Source organism: Ralstonia chuxiongensis, from assembly GCF_024158925.1.
Taxonomy (GTDB): domain Bacteria; phylum Pseudomonadota; class Gammaproteobacteria; order Burkholderiales; family Burkholderiaceae; genus Ralstonia; species Ralstonia chuxiongensis.
Window position 1 is genome coordinate 1 of the sequence record NZ_JAMYWC010000016.1, and the last position, 17,740, is coordinate 17,740.

At 64.4% G+C, this 17,740-nt stretch carries 16 protein-coding genes; 11 read left to right on the top strand and 5 right to left on the bottom strand.

The genetic code is table 11. The features are described from left to right. Positions 1 to 196 precede the first annotated feature (196 nt). Positions 197 to 1,054 carry a CHAD domain-containing protein gene (locus tag NKG59_RS26230; RefSeq protein ID WP_253543178.1) on the bottom strand — a complete coding sequence of 286 codons (858 nt, stop codon included), beginning with the start codon at positions 1,052 to 1,054 and terminating at the stop codon, positions 197 to 199. A 109-nt stretch (positions 1,055 to 1,163) separates the two neighbouring features. Next, on the bottom strand, positions 1,164 to 1,937 hold the full coding sequence (locus NKG59_RS26235; protein ID WP_253543180.1) for a DeoR/GlpR family DNA-binding transcription regulator: 774 nt from the start codon (positions 1,935 to 1,937) through the stop codon (positions 1,164 to 1,166). A gap of 143 nt (positions 1,938 to 2,080) precedes the next feature. Here NKG59_RS26235 and glpD point away from each other — a divergent pair, with 143 nt between their 5' ends. From glpD to glpK, 8 genes are all read left to right on the top strand, one after another. Further along, positions 2,081 to 3,658, top strand: a complete 1,578-nt coding sequence (gene glpD / locus NKG59_RS26240) for a glycerol-3-phosphate dehydrogenase (protein ID WP_253543181.1) — start codon at positions 2,081 to 2,083, stop codon at positions 3,656 to 3,658. Positions 3,659 to 3,722: 64 nt separating this feature from the next. After that, complete coding sequence (locus NKG59_RS26245) at positions 3,723 to 4,841, top strand: ABC transporter ATP-binding protein (protein ID WP_045205368.1); 1,119 nt, start codon at positions 3,723 to 3,725, stop codon at positions 4,839 to 4,841. Then, a complete protein-coding gene (locus NKG59_RS26250) occupies positions 4,828 to 5,925 on the top strand; it encodes an ABC transporter ATP-binding protein (RefSeq protein WP_253543183.1) in 1,098 nt (365 codons plus the stop codon). Before NKG59_RS26245 ends, NKG59_RS26250 begins: the two co-directional genes overlap by 14 nt. Further along, positions 5,922 to 6,812 (top strand): carbohydrate ABC transporter permease, encoded by an 891-nt coding sequence (locus tag NKG59_RS26255; RefSeq protein ID WP_253543186.1) that lies wholly within the window; start codon positions 5,922 to 5,924, stop codon positions 6,810 to 6,812. The genes NKG59_RS26250 and NKG59_RS26255 overlap by 4 nt, the downstream gene beginning before the upstream one ends. Next, positions 6,805 to 7,635, top strand: a complete 831-nt coding sequence (locus NKG59_RS26260) for a carbohydrate ABC transporter permease (protein ID WP_045205365.1) — start codon at positions 6,805 to 6,807, stop codon at positions 7,633 to 7,635. Before NKG59_RS26255 ends, NKG59_RS26260 begins: the two co-directional genes overlap by 8 nt. A gap of 22 nt (positions 7,636 to 7,657) precedes the next feature. Continuing rightward, positions 7,658 to 7,939 carry a DUF2160 domain-containing protein gene (locus tag NKG59_RS26265; RefSeq protein WP_253543188.1) on the top strand — a complete coding sequence of 94 codons (282 nt, stop codon included), beginning with the start codon at positions 7,658 to 7,660 and terminating at the stop codon, positions 7,937 to 7,939. Between the two features lie 171 nt (positions 7,940 to 8,110). Beyond that, positions 8,111 to 9,847, top strand: a complete 1,737-nt coding sequence (locus NKG59_RS26270) for an ABC transporter substrate-binding protein (protein ID WP_024977476.1) — start codon at positions 8,111 to 8,113, stop codon at positions 9,845 to 9,847. Positions 9,848 to 9,976: 129 nt separating this feature from the next. Next, the gene (glpK, locus tag NKG59_RS26275) at positions 9,977 to 11,473 is read left to right on the top strand and encodes a glycerol kinase GlpK (protein ID WP_253543189.1); all 1,497 of its coding nucleotides are present in this window, start codon (positions 9,977 to 9,979) and stop codon (positions 11,471 to 11,473) included. A gap of 67 nt (positions 11,474 to 11,540) precedes the next feature. Here the strand turns inward: glpK and NKG59_RS26280 are convergent, their stop codons facing one another. After that, on the bottom strand, positions 11,541 to 11,906 hold the full coding sequence (locus NKG59_RS26280) for a hypothetical protein (protein ID WP_253543191.1): 366 nt from the start codon (positions 11,904 to 11,906) through the stop codon (positions 11,541 to 11,543). A gap of 192 nt (positions 11,907 to 12,098) precedes the next feature. Between NKG59_RS26280 and NKG59_RS26285 the strand changes: the two genes are divergently transcribed. Next, on the top strand, positions 12,099 to 12,725 hold the full coding sequence (locus NKG59_RS26285; RefSeq protein ID WP_253543193.1) for a DUF1415 domain-containing protein: 627 nt from the start codon (positions 12,099 to 12,101) through the stop codon (positions 12,723 to 12,725). A 273-nt stretch (positions 12,726 to 12,998) separates the two neighbouring features. On the opposite strand, the gene NKG59_RS26290 is transcribed toward NKG59_RS26285, so the two are convergent. After that, positions 12,999 to 14,612: an OpgD/OpgG family glucan biosynthesis protein gene (locus NKG59_RS26290; protein ID WP_253543195.1), complete on the bottom strand. Its 1,614-nt coding sequence runs from the start codon at positions 14,610 to 14,612 to the stop codon at positions 12,999 to 13,001. A gap of 276 nt (positions 14,613 to 14,888) precedes the next feature. Between NKG59_RS26290 and NKG59_RS26295 the strand changes: the two genes are divergently transcribed. Together NKG59_RS26295 and tcuC are read left to right on the top strand one after the other, a co-directional pair. Next, complete coding sequence (locus tag NKG59_RS26295; protein WP_315862616.1) at positions 14,889 to 16,139, top strand: AGE family epimerase/isomerase; 1,251 nt, start codon at positions 14,889 to 14,891, stop codon at positions 16,137 to 16,139. An 8-nt stretch (positions 16,140 to 16,147) separates the two neighbouring features. Next, positions 16,148 to 17,449 carry an MFS transporter gene (gene tcuC / locus NKG59_RS26300; RefSeq protein WP_253543199.1) on the top strand — a complete coding sequence of 434 codons (1,302 nt, stop codon included), beginning with the start codon at positions 16,148 to 16,150 and terminating at the stop codon, positions 17,447 to 17,449. Positions 17,450 to 17,631: 182 nt separating this feature from the next. Here tcuC and NKG59_RS26305 read toward each other — a convergent pair. Further along, on the bottom strand, positions 17,632 to 17,740 hold a 109-nt coding region (locus tag NKG59_RS26305), incomplete at its 5' end, for an IS3 family transposase (protein WP_248137186.1).

Genomic DNA, 17,740 nt, shown 5'->3' on the forward strand with positions numbered 1-17,740 from the left:
CACTCAGTCCACCGCCAATCGCCAACCACCCAATCGACCGCAAACCCGCTCCAACCTTGCTTCTCCACCACCAAACTCCACCGCCTCAACCTGCGTTTCGGCGCTGTGTTTTGCAGCGAGGGGCGAACTATAGGCGGGTTTTTCGAACAGTGCAAGCCCTTTCTTATTGCGGGGTCTTTTTGCACTTTCCCAAGGGTTACGGCGCCTTGTGAGACCGCATCCATCGCAGACCCTTGGCTGCCCGGCTCCGCGCGCCGCTGGCGCGCTTGTGAAAGACGTTCACTATGGACAGCGGCGGCGCACCGAGTATGTCGACAACGCAATCCAGAGCAACACTCGCATCGTGCACCTCGCCCAAGGCGTCTTGCAATTTGCGCAAATGATTGCGGTAGCGCTTGGCTGCGTGGGCCCCCAGCGCCGGATAGAACGCTTCATATAGATAGCGCCACTGCTTGGCGGCGATGCGGGCGCGATGCAGCCGTGGTGCGGACGACCGCTTAGGGTGGCGGCCGCGACGGATCAGCTTCTTTCTGAGCGCCCGGGCCTGGGCGCGAGCGAAACGGGGATGCCCCTCCGACTTGCCCTCTATATGAAATGCCGCGACCGCACGCTCCAGTTCGAGCAGCGTTTCCGCCACATCAGGCGACGCCAGCTCAGCTCTCAACTCTTCCCAGGCTCGATTGCGCGCCTCTTTGGACTTCGTCAGCGCCCTGTCCAACCACGCCCGCCCTACCTCGTCGTCATTAGATAAGAACTGCTGAGCTGCGGGAAGCCAATCGGAAAGCAGCACGTCCCATTCGCGCACAGGGCCAGTTGATGCGGCAAGCGCACGCAGGCGAGGTTTCCACTCCGCGGCAAAGCTGGGCGGCAATACCGGCGCGAACGTCACCCACGCCGAACGTAGGCGGCGCAGCGTGACTCGGAATTGATGGAGATCTTCTTCGCTGGGGCTCGGGGCGACCAGCCTGGCGAGGGCATCGCGCAGAGCAGCGATGTGCTCGGTGACGATGCCCGCGAAGATCGAAAGGATTGCCGCATGTGAGTGCTCGCTCACGATGCTCCCCGCATGACGAGTCTGGATGACAGAGCGGCTCGCAAGGTGCGCGCCTTGTCATTTCACTGTAGTCGACGAGGCGAAGACTGCAGAAGCGCCAGATCAAACGTCAGAGCGTTTCGCTGGCGACGATCACGTCGACCTCTGCAGCCCGGAAGACTTCGGCCATCGGCTCGGGCACCGGGACGTCGGTGAAGAACTTGTCGATCTGCGAGACATGGCCCAGACGGACGACGGCGCGGCGGCCGAACTTGGAGTGATCGGCGACGAGCCAGACTTCGCGCGACTGCTCGATGATGGCCTGGGCGACCCGCACTTCACGGTAGTCGTAGTCGAGCAGCGTGCCGTCTTCGTCAATGCTGGAGACGCCGATGATGCCGATGTCGACGCGGAACTGCTTCATGAAGTCGATCGTGGCCTCGCCGACGATGCCGCGGTCGCGGTTGCGCACGAGGCCACCGGCGACGATGACTTCGGCCTCCGGGCTGCCAGAGAGGATCGACGCGACGTTCAGGTTGTTGGTGATGACGCGCAGGCCGCGTGGCCCGTTCTGGCCGACGAGCGCCTTGGAAACCTCTTCGGTGGTGGTTCCGATATTGATGATGAGCGAGCGGCCGGGCTCGACATGGCGCGCGACGACTTCGGCGATGCGGCGCTTGGCGTCGATGTGCAGGACTTGGCGCTGGTCGTAATCGATGTTCTCGACCGACGACGGCAGGCCGACGCCGCCGTGGTAACGCGCGAGCAGGCGCTCGTCTTCGAGCTGCCGAATATCGCGGCGAATGGTTTGCGTCGTGACGCCCAGCACACGGGCGAGCGCATCGACGGAGGCATCGCCGTGCTGGCGGACGTATTCGAGGATCTGGCGGTGTCGCGGAAGCATCAAGTCACAAAACGAACATAAACGAACATATGTGAGCGAATTAGGCGATTCCCTATGTTGCTTTATTTTCGCCCTTCACTAAACTATCCGCCAACGCGTCACTATTCGCAAGAAAAGACGCGCAAATCAACAGATTCCAACCCATGCAACTCACTGACGCGTCGCATCTGGACTGTGATCTGCTGGTGGTCGGAGGCGGCATCAACGGCGTGGGAATCGCCCGGGATGCCGTGGGCCGTGGCCTGTCGGTGGTCTTGTGTGAAAAAGACGACCTGGCCCAGCACACCTCTTCGGCCTCAACCAAGCTGATCCACGGCGGGCTGCGCTACCTCGAATATTACGAATTCAGCCTGGTGCGCAAGGCCTTGCAAGAGCGCGAGGTGCTGCTGCGCATGGCGCCGCACATCATGTGGCCGCTGCGTTTCGTGATGCCGCACGACGCCGCGCAACGCCCGGCGTGGATGATCCGCGCGGGCCTCTTCCTCTATGACCATCTGGCGCGCCGGCGCTTTCTGCCCGGTTCGGAATCCATCAAGCTCGCCCAGCATCCGGCGGGTAAGCCGCTCAAGGCAGGCTACACGCGCGGTTTCGTCTATTCCGATGGCTGGGTGGACGACGCCCGCCTGGTGGTGCTCAACGCGCGCGACGCGGCAGACCGCGGGGCGCAGATTTTCACCCGCACGCGCTGTCTGAACGCCGAGCGCCGCGCCGATGGCTGGCATGCGTCGCTGGCTGGCCCGGACGGCATCCGCTCCGTGCGCGCCAAAGCGATCGTCAATGCCGCCGGGCCGTGGGCGGCGGAGTTCGCCCGCTCTGCGCACGCGCTGCCGAGCACGCGCGGCCTGCGCCTGATCAAGGGCAGCCACATCGTCGTGCGGAGGATGTTCAACCACCCGTTCGCTTATATCTTTCAGAACCCGGACGGGCGGATCGTGTTTGCGATTCCGTACCAGAATGAATTCACGCTGATTGGCACGACGGATCTGGAATACAAGGGCTCGGTGGACCAAGTGGCCATCGACGCGGGCGAAATCCAATACCTATGCGAAATGGCCAGCCGCTATTTCACCCAGCAGCTGACGCCGGCCGACGTGGTGTGGAGCTACTCGGGGGTGCGGCCGCTGCTGGACGACAGCGCCGCCAATGCTTCGGCCATCACGCGCGATTACCTGGTCGAATGCGAAACCGGTGCCGACGGCGCCAGCGCACCACTCGTCAACGTGTGGGGCGGCAAGATCACGACCTACCGCAAGCTGGCCGAGGAAGCGCTGGACCAGCTGGCGCCGCATTTGCCGCTGGCCGGCAAGCCTTCGTGGACGGCCACCGCATCGCTGCCCGGCGGCGATCTGGAAGCGCCGGGGCAGTTGGTTGCCGAATACACCTTCGACGATTTTGTGACGCGTTTGCAAAAACGTTTGCCGTGGCTGCCGACCCAGCTTGCGATGCGCTATGCGCACCAGTACGGCACGCGCCTGAACACGATGCTGGCCGGCGCCACGCGGCTGGAAGAGCTGGGCGCCGAAGTGACGCCCGGGCTGTACGAAGCCGAAATCCGCTATTTGATCGAACACGAATGGGCCCGCACGGCGCAGGACATCCTGTGGCGGCGGACCAAGCTGGGCCTGCACGCCAGCGATGCCGACCGCAGCCGCCTGGAAGGCTGGCTGGCGCGGCATCTGCCGGAAGGCGAGACCACGCCAGTTGCGGAACGCGCGCCCTGACGCACCGGGCCGGCGCGCGAGCCAAGACATCAAGAAATCAAAGCAGTAAGACGGGAGACAACAATTGATTCTGGAACTGGACCAGGTTACGGCCATGGTCGGGGCGCAGACGCACCTGTACCCGACCAGCCTGCGGCTGGCGCCCGGCGCCATCAACGTGCTGCTGGGGCCGACGCAAGCCGGCAAGACCACGTTGATGCGCATCATGGCCGGGTTGGACCGGCCGACCACCGGCCGCGTCCTGGTCGACGGTAAGGACGTGACGGGCGTGGGGGTACGCGATCGCAATCTGGCGATGGTGTACCAGCAATTCATCAACTACCCGGCGATGACGGTGTACGACAACATCGCCTCGCCGCTGCGTCTGCAGGGCACCAACAAGGGCGAGATCGACACGCGTGTGCGTGCCGTTGCGGCCAAGCTGCACATCGAACACCTGCTGCAGCGCCTGCCGGCGGAGCTGTCCGGCGGACAGCAGCAGCGTTGCGCGCTGGCCCGGGCACTCGTCAAGCGTGCGCCGCTGGTGCTGCTGGACGAACCGCTCGTCAACCTCGACTACAAGCTGCGCGAAGAACTGCGTGCCGAGCTGGCATCGCTCTTTGCTGACGGCGGCACGACCGTTGTCTACGCCACCACCGAGCCGCAGGAAGCGCTGCTGCTGGGCGGCCACACCGTCGTCATGCATGAAGGCCGCGTGCTGCAGGATGGCCCCACGCTCGACATGTACGAAGTGCCGGTGTCGGTCAACGCGGCAGCCATCTTTAACGACCCGCCGATGAACGTGCTGGACGCCACCGTGGTTGAGGGCAACCAAATCCGGCTGCCCCAAGGCATTGACGTTGCGTGGACGCGCCCGCTGCCGATGGCGGCCGGCACGCGCTGCCGCATCGGCCTGCGTCCGAGCCACATCCGTCTGGCGCCGCGCAACGACGGCGCGGTTGCCCTGCCGGGCACGGTGGAACTGGCCGAGTTGTCTGGCTCCGAAACCTATCTGCACGTGCGTGCGCATGCCGCCGGCCAGTCGAACACGATTGGCCTGGTCGCGCAGCTGCCCGGCGTGCACGAGTTCGAACTCGGCGCGGCGCTGGATGTGTTTGTCGATCCGGCCGAACTGTTCCTGTTCGACGATGCGGGCAAGCTGGTGAGCGCGCCCAAGCAGGGAGGCGCACATGGCGCGCATTGAATTCCGCAACCTGGGGCACAGCTACCGCCCGAATCCGCAAAACCTGAACGACTACGCGCTGCAGCCGATGAACATGACCTGGCGCGACGGCGGTGCATACGCGCTGCTGGGCCCGTCGGGCTGCGGCAAGTCCACGCTGCTGAACATCATCTCGGGTCTGCTGACGCCGTCGGAGGGCCAGGTGCTGTTTGACGATCGCGACGTCACTCACGCAACGCCGCGCGAACGCAACATCGCGCAGGTGTTCCAGTTCCCGGTCATCTACGACACGATGACGGTGTTCGACAACCTTGCCTTCCCGCTGCGCAACCGCAAGACGCCCGAAGCCGAAGTGAAGAAGCGCGTGGAGGAAGTGGCCGAGATTCTCGAGCTGCAGCACGCGCTCAAGCGCCGCGCCTCAGGCCTGGCTGCCGACGCCAAGCAGAAGATCTCGCTGGGCCGCGGCCTGGTGCGCAAGGACGTGGCGGCCATCCTGTTCGACGAGCCGCTCACCGTCATCGACCCGCACCTGAAGTGGCAACTGCGTCGCCAGCTCAAGAAGATTCACCAGCAGCTCAAGCTCACGCTGATCTACGTGACACACGATCAGGTGGAGGCGCTGACCTTTGCCGACGAGGTGGTCGTCATGACCGAAGGCAAGGTCGTCCAGCAAGGCGGGCCGGAAGCGCTGTTCGAGCGGCCGGACCACACATTCGTGGGCTACTTCATCGGCAGCCCGGGCATGAACCTCTACCCGGTGACGGTGGATGGCGATGTGATCGCGCTGGGCGATCAGCGTCTGTCTGTGGGGCGCGACACGCTTGCCACGCTCAAGAACGCAAACGGTTCACTCAAGCTCGGCATCCGCCCGGAATTCGTGCAGCTCGCGGCGCCCGGTGAAGTCGGCACCGTGGCGGCCAACGTGCATCAGGTGCAGCAACTGGGTACGCACCAGCTGCTGACGGCCAGCCTGGGCGAAGCCGGCGGCCTGCCCATCAAGGCCAAGCTTCCGAATGAAGTGGGCATCACCGAATCGCGCGTATGGCTGCGCCTGGATGCGCCGCAGACCCTGTACTACAGCAATGACGAGAGGATCGGCCGATGAACAAGCCGTTCAACAACAAGGCGTGGTTCCTGATCCTGCCGGTGTTTCTGTGTGTGGCGTTCTCCGCCATCCTGCCGCTGATGACGGTGGTCAACTACTCGGTGCAGGACATCATCAGCCCCGAGCAGCACGTGTTCGTGGGCGTCGACTGGTTCCGCCAGATCCTGCGTGACAGCGATCTGCAGGACGCGCTCACGCGCCAGCTGATCTTCTCGCTGTGCGTGCTGGCCGTGGAGATTCCGCTGGGCATCGGCCTGGCGCTGTCGATGCCATCCAAGGGCTGGAAGGCTTCGGCCGCACTGGTGGTGCTCGCCATGCCGCTGCTGATTCCCTGGAACGTGGTTGGCACGATCTGGCAGATCTTCGGGCGCTCCGATATCGGCTTGGCCGGCTACTGGCTCAACGAGATGGGGATCGACTACAACTACACGTCGCACTCGTTCGATGCGTGGATCACCGTGCTGATCATGGACGTGTGGCACTGGACGCCGTTGGTGGCGCTGCTGGCGTATGCCGGGCTGCGCTCGATTCCGGATGCGTTCTACCAGGCAGCGGAGATTGACGGCGCCAGTCGCCTGGCCGTGTTCCGCTACATCCAGTTGCCGAAGATGCGCGGCGTGCTGATGATCGGCGTGCTGCTGCGCTTCATGGACAGCTTCATGATCTACACCGAGCCGTTCGTGCTGACCGGCGGCGGCCCCGGCAATGCCACGACGTTCCTCTCGCAGTACCTGACGCAGAAGGCGGTCGGCCAGTTCGACCTGGGCCCGGCGGCGGCATTCTCGATCGTGTACTTCCTCATCATCCTGCTGTTCTGCTTCGTCCTCTACAACTGGATGCAGCGCATGGGCAGCGCCAGCACGGCCGCGGGAGACGACCATGCGTAAGAACAACAACAACGAACACCGGCGCAAGATCGCTCGCGCCATCACGCTGGCGGTGTACGTGGCATTTGCCGTGCTGCCGCTGTACTGGATGTTGAGCATGTCGCTCAAGACCAACGAGGAGACGCTCGCCGGCTTCTCGATCTGGCCGAAGCTCGTCACGTTCGACAACTACAAGATCATCTTCACCGACCCGTCGTGGTACTGGGGTTACATCAACTCCATCATCTACGTGACGATGAACACGGTGCTCTCGACCGTGGTGGCGCTGCCGGCGGCCTATGCCTTCTCGCGCTACCGCTTCCTGGGCGACAAGCACATGTTCTTCTGGCTGCTGACGAACCGCATGACGCCGCCTGCGGTGTTTCTGCTGCCGTTCTTCCAGCTGTATTCGACGGTCGGCCTGATGGACACCCACCTGGGCGTGGCCCTGGCGCACATGCTGTTCAACGTGCCGCTGGCGGTGTGGATTCTCGAAGGCTTCATGTCAGGCATCCCGCGCGAGATTGACGAGACCGCCTACATCGACGGCTACAGCTTCCCCAAGTTCTTCCTGAAGATCTTCCTGCCGCTCATCAAGGCCGGCGTGGGCGTGACGGCGTTCTTCTGCTTCATGTTCAGCTGGGTGGAGTTGCTGCTCGCGCGCACGCTTACGTCCGTCGATGCCAAACCCATCACCGCTGTGATGACGCGCACGGTGTCGGCCTCGGGCATGGATTGGGGCGTGCTGGCTGCGGCCGGTGTGCTGACGATCATTCCCGGCGCGCTGGTGATCTGGTTTGTGCGGAACTACATCGCAAAGGGTTTTGCGATGGGCCGCGTCTAAAACAAAAACGGGAGACACAGCCATGTTCAGCTGGATGGCCTGGACGCCCGAAGTGGCGATCTTCTTCGGCTGCATCGCATTGATGCTGGCCAGTATGACGGTGTGGGAGGTCGTTCGGCCGACCGTGGAGCGAAAGGGCTTCCTGCCCATCGCCACCACGCGCGGCGACCGCCTCTTCATCGGCCTGCTGGCCGCGGCCTATATCAACCTGGCGTGGGTCGGCCTCACCTCAGAAGAGACGAGCGCCTGGGGCGGCTTCATCGCCTCGATGGTGGTGCTGGCGATCGTGATGTGGCGCGGCTGATGCGCCTTCGATGTACTTGAATTTGCAAGTCCGGGGGCATCGGCACGCGTTGATGCTTCCACGCCCAAATTGACGTACGGGCACAGGCATTCCATCACGCTCCCCGCGTCGGAATGCCGGATGTTTTCGCTGCGGGGAGAACAACAAGCCAACAAGCACGAGGAGATACCAATGAAAACATCCTGGCGCATGACGCTTCAGATCAGTGCCATTGCACTGGCGAGCGCCCTGGCAGTCGGCGCAGCCCATGCCGGCGAAGCCGAAGCCAAGAAGTGGATCAGCAGCGAATTCCAGCCCAGCACGCTGTCGCAAGACAAGCAGATGGCGGAAATGAAGTGGTTCATCGACGCCGCGGCCAAGCTCAAGGCCAAGGGCGTGACCGAGATCCACGTCGTGTCGGAAACGCTCGACACGCACGCGTATGAATCGAAGACGCTGGCCAAGGCCTTCGAAGAAATCACCGGCATCAAGGTCAAGCACGACATCATGCAGGAAGGCGATGTCGTCGAAAAACTGCAGACCTCGATGCAGTCGGGCAAGAGCATCTATGACGGCTGGATCTCCGACTCCGACCTGATCGGCACGCACTACCGCTATGGCGTGGTGATGCCGCTGTCGGATTACATGGCCGGCGAAGGCAAGGAATTCACCAACCCGGGCCTGGACCTGAAGGACTTCATCGGCACGAGCTTCACCACCGCGTCTGACGGCAAGCTCTATCAGCTGCCGGACCAGCAGTTCGCCAACCTGTACTGGTTCCGCGCCGACTGGTTCGCCCGCAAGGACCTGCAGGACAAGTTCAAGGCCAAATACGGCTACGACCTGGGCGTGCCCGTCAACTGGACGGCCTATGAAGACATCGCCAACTTCTTCACGAACGACGTGAAGGAGCTGGACGGCAAGCGCGTCTACGGCCACATGGATTACGGCAAGAAGGATCCGTCGCTGGGCTGGCGCTTTACCGACGCGTGGCTGTCGATGGCCGGCTCCGCCGACAAGGGCATCCCGAACGGCCTGCCGGTCGACGAATGGGGCATTCGCGTGGAAGGCTGCGCTCCGGTGGGCGCCTCGATGTCGCGCGGTGGTGCCACCAACAGCCCGGCCGCGGTGTACGCGCTCACCAAGTACATCGACTGGATGAAGAAGTACGCGCCGCCCGAAGCCACCGGCATGACCTTCAACGAAGCCGGCCCGGTGCCCGCACAAGGCCACATCGCCCAGCAGGTGTTCTGGTACAGCGCCTTCACCGCGCCGATGACCAAGCCGGGCCCGGTCGTCAATGCTGACGGCTCGCCGAAGTGGCGCATGGCACCGTCGCCGCACGGCCCGTACTGGAAGGACGGCATGCAGAACGGCTACCAGGACGTCGGCTCGTGGACGTTCTTCAAGTCCACCCCGTTCGAGCGCCGCTCGGCCGCGTGGCTATACGCGCAGTTCGTCACGTCGAAGACCGTGTCGCTCAAGAAGTCGATCACCGGCCTCACGTTCATTCGTGACTCCGATATCCACAGCGACTACTTCACCAAGAACGCAGCCAAGTACGGCGGCCTGATCGAGTTCTACCGCAGCCCGGCCCGCGTGGCCTGGACGCCGACCGGCAACAACGTGCCCGACTATCCGAAGCTGGCACAGCTCTGGTGGAAGAACGTCGCCACGGCCGTCACGGGCGAAAAGACCCCGCAAGGCGCGATGGACAACCTGGCCAAGGAAATGGACCAGGTGATGGGTCGCCTGCAGCGCGCCGGCATGAAGAACTGCGCGCCGAAGCTGAACCCGGAAAGCGATCCGTCGAAGTGGCTGTCGACCGAACACGCCCCGTGGAAGAAGCTCGACAACGAGCGTCCGAAGGGTGAGACGGTGGCCTACGACAAGCTGCTCGCCGCATGGAAGGCTGGCAAGGTGCGCTGATCACGCGCAGCCCGCGGGGCGCCGGTCTTTGACGACGGCCACCTGCGGGCTACCATGCTTGTTTCCGTTTCATCCACTGTCGGGCAGGCCGCACGCTGACCTTGCCCGACAGTCATCAGACTCTGCCTTATGGAATACCTCCTCGCGCTCGACCAGGGCACGTCCAGCTCACGCGCCATCGTCTTCAACCGCGCCGGCCAGATCGTCGCCAGCGCCCAGCAGGAGTTTCCCCAGCATTTTCCGCAGCCCGGCTGGGTCGAGCATGATCCGTTCGACATCTGGAACAGCCAGCTCGCCACCTGCCGCGCGGCACTCGAACAAGCGAAGCTCTCCGCCGCCGACATGGCCGCGCTGGGCATCACCAACCAGCGCGAAACCACCATGGTGTGGGAACGCGCCACGGGCAAACCGATCTTCAACGCCATCGTCTGGCAGGACCGCCGCACGGAATCCATCTGCGAGCGCCTGCGCGCCGAAGGCCTGGAAGATGAGGTGCGCAAGCGCACTGGCCTGATCATCGACCCGTATTTTTCCGCCACCAAGCTGCGCTGGATTCTCGACCACGTGGATGGCGCCCGCGAGCGCGCCGCGCGTGGCGAACTCGCCTTCGGCACCATCGACAGCTGGCTGGTGTGGCAACTCACGCGCGGCCGCCTCCATGTGACGGACGTGTCGAACGCATCCCGCACGATGCTGTGGAACATCCATACCGGCGAATGGGACGCAGACCTCATGCGCGCGCTGGACATTCACCCGAGCCTGTTGCCCGAGGTGCATCCGTCCGCGTATCAGTTTGGGCAGACCGATGCCGACTGGCTCGGCGCCTCGCTCACCATCGGCGGCATTGCCGGCGACCAACAATCGGCGCTCTTCGGCCAGGCCTGCTTCAAGCCGGGCATGGCCAAGAACACCTACGGCACCGGCTGTTTCATGCTGCTCAACACCGGCGACAAGGCGGTGCAATCGCACAATGGCCTGATCAGCACGGCGGCCTGCCAAAGCGGCCCGAAGCGCAGCTACGCGCTGGAGGGTAGCGTGTTCGTCGGCGGCGCGGTCGTGCAGTGGCTGCGCGACGGCCTGCGCGCCATCCAGCGCTCCGCCGACGTCGAAGGCCTGGCCGCCTCGGTGCCCGATTCCGGCGGCGTGGTGTTCGTGCCGTCGTTCACGGGCCTCGGGGCGCCGTACTGGGACCCAACCGCGCAAGGCGCCATCGTCGGCCTGTCACGCGGCACGACCATTGGCCACATCGCGCGCGCGGCGCTGGAATCCATCGCCTTCCAGAGCACCGCCCTGCTGCAAGCCATGACGCGCGATGCCGTCTCCACCATCTCGGAACTGCGCGTCGACGGCGGTGCCTCGGCCAACAACCTGCTGCTGCAATTCCAGGCCGATTTGCTCGGCATTCCGGTGGTGCGGCCGGAGATCATCGAAACCACGGCGCTGGGCGCGGCCTACCTGGCCGGCATCGCCACCGGCTTCTACCGGGGCGAGGACGAAGTCGCGCAGCAATGGCGCGCTTCGCGTACGTTCCACCCCGTCATCAGCCGCGACGAGGCAGCGCATCGCATCGCCCAGTGGGAAATGGCCGTCGCGCAGGTCCGCCTGCCAACAACGCGCGGGCACTGAACGCAAAGCCAGCGGGCAGAAAAAAGGCGACCCTCGGATCGCCTTTTTTCATGGTTCGGCCGGCGGCTTACTTGCCTTCGCTGCTCGGCGTCTGGGCAGGGCCGCCTTGTTCGCTCATGGCTTCCTTGCGCTTGGCGCGGGCTTCCTTCTTCTCGGCCTTGCGGTTGGCCTTGGCGGCCTTCTTCTCTTCCTTGTACGCGGCCTTGGCGTCGGACTTGCGAGCCTTGTATTCGTCGCTGGCGGCCTTATCGTCAATGCGCTTCTGCACCAGCGGGTCAGACGACGAGGCGGCCGGCCCACCTTGCGGGGCGGCCTGCACGGTGCCGGTGGTCTGCGGTGAAGTCTGCGGTGCCGGCGTCATCTGTGCGAAAGCAGCCGACGCAGCAAACGTGGCGGCCACGGCGAGGGCGGTTTTCAGGCGCAGTTCAATCATGGTTGGGCTCCTTCTTTTACAAAAACACGGAATGGACTGACCACATAAGCGGCGCACGCAGCACCCGAAGTGATCTCGGCGCACATCAACGGCGCACGCCGGACGTTGCAAATCACAACACCCATCCCGTCGCAAGAAGCGCTCCCAGGCCATCGACTACACTGCGCGCTATCTCCATCCCTCCTATGCGCCGTGTCCAGCCACGCCACCGATTTCGTCCTGCTTGATCCGCCCGCCGATGCGCTAGCCCTGAACGCGGATGACGCCGCCCGCCATGTCGCAACCGTGCAGCGCTGGCTGGAAGATGCCGTCATCGGCCTGAACCTGTGCCCCTTCGCCAAGGCCGTGCATGTCAAACAGCAGGTTCGATACGCCGTCAGCCGCGCGACGATGGACGGCGACGTGCTCGACCACCTGCGTGCCGAAGCCGATCTGCTGCACGCCACCCCCGCCGTACAGATCGACACCACGCTGCTGATCGTCCCGGCCCTGGCTGACTTCCTCGATTTCCACTCGCTCACGGAGCGTGCCGAATCCGTGCTCGCCAAGGCCGGCTACGAAGGTGAGCTGCAACTTGCAAGCTTCCACCCCGATTTCGTCTTCGCCGATGCCGACCCAAACGACATCGCCAACGCCACCAATCGCGCTCCCGCCCCGATCCTGCATCTGCTGCGCGAAGACAGCATCGCCCGCGCCGCAGCCGCCGTACCCGATGCAGCGGACATCTACGAGCGGAATATCGCGACGATGGAAAAGCTGGGCCCGGAAGGCTGGGCAGAAATGGCTGCGAAGTTCAGCAAGACACCACCCCGCGACTAACCAAAAGCAGCGACGGTTTGCCCCTCCCCTGCCCCAGATGGCGCCTTGAATTTCTGTTGCGGGGAGGAAAAAGAAGGGAGGCCTGTCTGAGCGCAGCGAGTTTGCCTCCCTTCCCTCCCCGCGACATAAATTCAAGGGATGGGTCGCCATCTTGGGCGCGCCTTTCTTTGCTTCCTTTCTTTGGCAAGACAAAGAAAGGGAGTCAGCCCCGGCAGGGGATGAAACAAGGGATGCACCACCTGCATCAATCAAGCAATCAAGCACGCCAAAGAATCAAACCGCCCGATCCGCCGGCGGCGTCCACTGATACGCCCAAGTCTCAGACAGCAACCGCTCCCCCGACTGCAACGTCAGCAACAACTCAATCGGCGCATTGCTGGCATCCGGCACCACATCAAACATCGCCCGGACACCGTCGATGCTCGCCAGCGGCCGCGCCGATGCAATCTCGACCCGCCCGCGCGAGGCTCGGATGACAGGCTCTACGGTCGACCCCGCGGTGCTGCGGCCCAGCCGCGACAACTCCCCACCGGCAAAGTCCACTACAAACCGCCACGAGAAGTATTTACGCGGCTGCCCCACCACGCCGCCGATGCCCGTGCGCGTGGCCACCACCCGCGCGAGCGGCGAGGCCGCCGCAGGCTGCGCGCCCCACGTCAGCCGATAGCCGAACGCCAATTCCTGCCCGGCATGCGGCGCCACGGCCGGCCGCCAGAACGCGACGATGTTGTCGAAGGTTTCATCGTTGGCCGACAGTTCCACCAATTCGACCGCGCCCTCACCCCAGTCGTGCGTGGGCTCCACCCAGACGCTCGGGCGCTTCTCGTAGAACACGCCGTCATCCTGGTAATGATCGGGATTGCGATCGCGCTGCAGCAGGCCAAAGCCGCGCGGGCTGTCGTCGGCAAAGCGCTGACTGCGCAGCATGGGCGGATTGGCCAGCGGCCGCCAAACCCACTCGCCCGAGCCGCGCCAGATGGCCAGGCCGTCGGAATCATGAACTTCCGGGCGCCAGTCTGATGCCCGCCAGCGGCGCGCGGCGCTATGGCGATCGCCGGCGCGGTCGGTGCGGTCGTTTTCGCCGTAGAGAATCATGCTCGTCAGCGGCGCGATGCCCAGGCGCTCGATCGGCTTGCGCACGTAAAGCGTGGCGGCTACGTCCATCACCAGCGTGTCGCCGGGGCGGATGTCGAAGCGGTAGATGCCCGCCACGCTTGGGGAATCGAGCAACGCATAAACGCGCAACGTATCGGCGTCGGCGGCCGGGCGCACCAGCCAGAATTCAGTGAAGTCCGGAAACTCTTCTGCGCGGGGCAGGCCGGTATCAATCGCGAGCCCCCGCGCCGACATGCCGTACTGCCACTGCCCGCCGACGGCTCGGAAATAGCTGGCACCGAGGAAGGCAGCGACATCGCGCGTCGGGTCCGCCTTGGTGGTCAGCCGAAAGCCGGCAAAACCGAGATCGGCCGGCAGCGCCTGATGATCCAGCCCGCTCTTGCCGTAATCGAACATGGCGGGGTCGTAGGCGATTAAGCGAGCTTGGCCGTCGACCACCTCGTGCATCTGCACGGCCGACTTGAAGAACAGCCCCAGGTGGAAGAACCTGGCCTCAAAAGGCAAGTGCTGCCCGGCCCACAGGGCGTGATCGCGGCGATAGCCGATGGATTGGTAGCCGTCCCAGCCGAGTGCGGCCAGTGGCGGGGGCAACTGCGTGCTGCGAGGCCGGTATGGCCGTGCCGCCAAGGCCCGTGCACGCGCCAGCAGGCGCGCTTCGTCGAAGGGTTCGGCGGCGCCAGCGGCGGAGCCGGGCGCGGCACTGCGGGACAAACCAGGAGCCAGGGCAAGCAGCCCGGCGGCCAACTGCTTGAGCAGGTCGCGACGGTGCATGGATCGGGGCAGGACCAGGGGGTGAGCCAGGGATGATTCATCTTCGCACAACCCACGCCCGGGCAGCATCCGGTAAAAACCTTTCATTGGACCCACAACCCTGCGCCGTGACCGGGATTGGACCGGTTGTGCGTGGCGCGGGGCAGCCAGTTAGAGCACAATCCCGGGTCTGTTCACATGTACAACGCATGTACGTCGCCTATGGCGAACAGAACAGATCCGAGCAATCGGCCTGGCTAAGACAGGTCGATGCCCGCCACGATCATCACGGCGCACATGCTTTCACAATCTTCCACGCCCCCGCTGCCCGATACGGCCACCGAACTGACCGCTGACATTGCGGCTGCCCTGGAATCATTCGGTCGCTATTACGACGACGTTCTGCTGCCCATGTGGCTCGGCCCGGGCTGGAACGCGCAGGCCGGTCTCTGCTATGAGGCGCTCGTCGTCGACAACGGCGCGCTGGTGCCGGCATCAACCGCGCAGTACCGGGCGATGGCATGTGCACGGCAGTTGTATACCTTCGCGCGCGCCACGCAGCTCTCCAAGCGCCACCGCGATCTCTGCGCCGAACGTGCCGCCGCGCTGTGCCATGCGCTGGACACGCGCTTTCGCGACACGATCCACGGCGGCTGGCTGTTTGCAATCGACAGCGCGCTGGCCCCGCACGACACCACCAAGGATCTGTACACGCACGCCTTCGTGCTGTTTGCCGCCGCACATTGGCTGGCCGTGAGCGAAGACCCGCGTGCCGCCGCGCTGATGCACGACGCGCACGACGTGATCGCGCGCAGCTTCGCGCGGGCCGGGGCCAAACCGCTGCCGGTCGCATCCATGGACGCCACGTTCAGCACCACGCTGGCAGGTGTCGCACAGAACCCCGTGATGCATCTGACCGAGGCCTACCTGGCCGCCGCCGCGCTGGACGAACCGCCCGCCTGGGCCGAGACCGGCGTGCGCACGCTGGCCGAGGGCATCCTCGCGCGCTTCATCGACACGCGCACGGGCAGCATCGCCGAGCTGCCGGTTGACGAAACTGCGGACGAAGCCGGCACCGACAACCGCATCGAGCCCGGTCACCAGTTCGAATGGTTTTACCTCGTGCGCGCACACGCCGATGTCTTTACGCGCTCCGAAGCGGGCCGCCATCTGGCCGATAGCCTCGCCCGTGCGGTGGACGCGGCCTGCGCCGACGGCGTGGATGCCGAGACGCAGGGCGTGTGCCTGTCACTCAATCTGGACGGCACGATGCGCGACGCCAGCCAGCGCATCTGGGCACAAACGGAATACGGCCGCGCCCTCGCGCTGTGCACAGAAACGCAGGGCGCCATGCTCGCGCGCCTGCTGCCGGCGTGGTCGGCACGCTTCCTGCACGCACAAGGCTGGAACGAGGTGATCGACCCCGCGGGCCAGCGCCTGCGCGCCGACATGCCGTCGAGCACGCCTTACCACATCACCACTTTTTACGAGGCGGCCCGCAGTTCGCTGTCCGGCTCGCCCGCGCGTTGTACCCAAGCTGTTGAGTGAAATCCATCATGCATACCTCCAACCCCAACGAATCCAAGGCCCGCACCATCTTCCGGGTGGTCAGCGGCAACTTCCTGGAGATGTACGACTTCATGGTCTACGGCTATTACGCCAAGGCCATTGCCGACACCTTCTTCCCGGCCGGCAACGAGTTCCTCTCGCTGATGCTGTCGCTGGTGACCTTTGGCGCCGGCTTCCTGATGCGGCCGCTGGGCGCAATCTTCCTGGGCGCGTACATCGACCGTCACGGCCGCCGCACGGGCCTGATCGTCACGCTCGCGCTTATGGCCTGCGGCACGCTGCTGATCGCACTGGTGCCAGGCTACGCCACCATCGGGTTGGCGGCGCCGCTGCTGGTCCTGGTCGGCCGGTTGCTGCAGGGCTTCTCGGCCGGCGTAGAGCTGGGCGGCGTGTCGGTCTACCTGGCCGAAATCGCCACCCCGGGCAAGAAGGGCTTCTTCGTGAGCTGGCAATCGGCCAGCCAGCAAGTGGCCGTCATGTTTGCCGCGCTGCTGGGTGTGTTGATGTCGTACCTGCTGCCGCCGTCTGAGATGAGCGCATGGGGCTGGCGCGTGCCGTTCCTGATCGGCTGCCTGATCGTGCCGTTCCTGTTCATCATCCGCCGCTCGCTGCAAGAGACGGAAGAGTTCCAGAAGCGCAAGCACCGCCCGGACCTGGCCGCCGTGTTCCGCTCGATGGGCCAGAACTGGCGTCTGGTGGGCGCAGGCACGCTGATGGTCGTGATGACCACGGTGTCGTTCTACCTGATCACCGCCTACACGCCGACCTTCGGCAAGAGCGTGCTGCATCTGTCCGACATGGACAGCCTGATCGTCACGCTGTGCGTGGGTGCCTCGAACTTCTTCTGGCTGCCGGTGATGGGCACCGTTTCCGACCGCGTCGGCCGCCGCCCGCTGCTGATTCTCTTTACCGTGCTGATGCTGGCGACGGCGTACCCGGCCATGCAGTGGCTGGTTGCCGCACCGTCGTTCGCCCGCATGCTGACGGTGCTGCTGTGGCTGTCGTTCCTGTATGGCAGCTACAACGGCGCGATGGTCGTCACGCTCACCGAGATCATGCCGCCGGAAGTCCGCACGACCGGCTTCTCGCTGGCGTACAGCCTGGCCACGGCCATCTTTGGCGGCTTCACTCCCGCGATTGCCACGTGGCTGATCCACACCACCGGCAACAAGGCGATGCCTGGCGTGTGGGTGTCGTTTGCCGCGCTGTGCGGGTTGATTGCCACGCTGGCGATCGTCAAGCCGGCGGGCAGGCATGAGCATGGTGCGGGGACGGCACCTGTTGCCTGACCGGCATCTTGGATGAGTGAACGCCTCTCGGAGGGGAACCTCTGAGGGGCGTTTTGCTTTGTGCTTTTTGGCTTTCTGCGGGGATTTTTTTTGTTGGTGGTCCATCCCCCTTTCGTTCCCTGCCGGGACCGACTCACTTTTCTTTGTCTTGCCAAAGAAAAGTATGAATCGCCCCGGCTTTCCTAGACACCCGCGAGCCGTTGGGAATGGCGTTGTTCGAACTCTACCGGTGATAGACCGTTGGCGCTCGAATGACGCCGTGTTGGGTTGTAAAACATCTCGATGTAGTTG

Bases quoted from the DNA above. Each gene is read 5' to 3' on its own strand.
- NKG59_RS26280 (WP_253543191.1), bottom strand. From the start codon at position 11,906: ATGATTGAACTGCGCCTGAAAACCGCCCTCGCCGTGGCCGCCACGTTT.
- glpD (WP_253543181.1), top strand. From the start codon at position 2,081: ATGCAACTCACTGACGCGTCGCATCTGGACTGTGATCTGCTGGTGGTC.
- NKG59_RS26250 (WP_253543183.1), top strand. From the start codon at position 4,828: ATGGCGCGCATTGAATTCCGCAACCTGGGGCACAGCTACCGCCCGAAT.
- NKG59_RS26265 (WP_253543188.1), top strand. From the start codon at position 7,658: ATGTTCAGCTGGATGGCCTGGACGCCCGAAGTGGCGATCTTCTTCGGC.
- tcuC (WP_253543199.1), top strand. From the start codon at position 16,148: ATGCATACCTCCAACCCCAACGAATCCAAGGCCCGCACCATCTTCCGG.
- NKG59_RS26295 (WP_315862616.1), top strand. From the start codon at position 14,889: ATGCTTTCACAATCTTCCACGCCCCCGCTGCCCGATACGGCCACCGAA.
- NKG59_RS26260 (WP_045205365.1), top strand. From the start codon at position 6,805: ATGCGTAAGAACAACAACAACGAACACCGGCGCAAGATCGCTCGCGCC.
- NKG59_RS26235 (WP_253543180.1), bottom strand. From the start codon at position 1,937: ATGCTTCCGCGACACCGCCAGATCCTCGAATACGTCCGCCAGCACGGC.
- glpK (WP_253543189.1), top strand. From the start codon at position 9,977: ATGGAATACCTCCTCGCGCTCGACCAGGGCACGTCCAGCTCACGCGCC.
- NKG59_RS26270 (WP_024977476.1), top strand. From the start codon at position 8,111: ATGAAAACATCCTGGCGCATGACGCTTCAGATCAGTGCCATTGCACTG.
- NKG59_RS26255 (WP_253543186.1), top strand. From the start codon at position 5,922: ATGAACAAGCCGTTCAACAACAAGGCGTGGTTCCTGATCCTGCCGGTG.
- NKG59_RS26290 (WP_253543195.1), bottom strand. From the start codon at position 14,612: ATGCACCGTCGCGACCTGCTCAAGCAGTTGGCCGCCGGGCTGCTTGCC.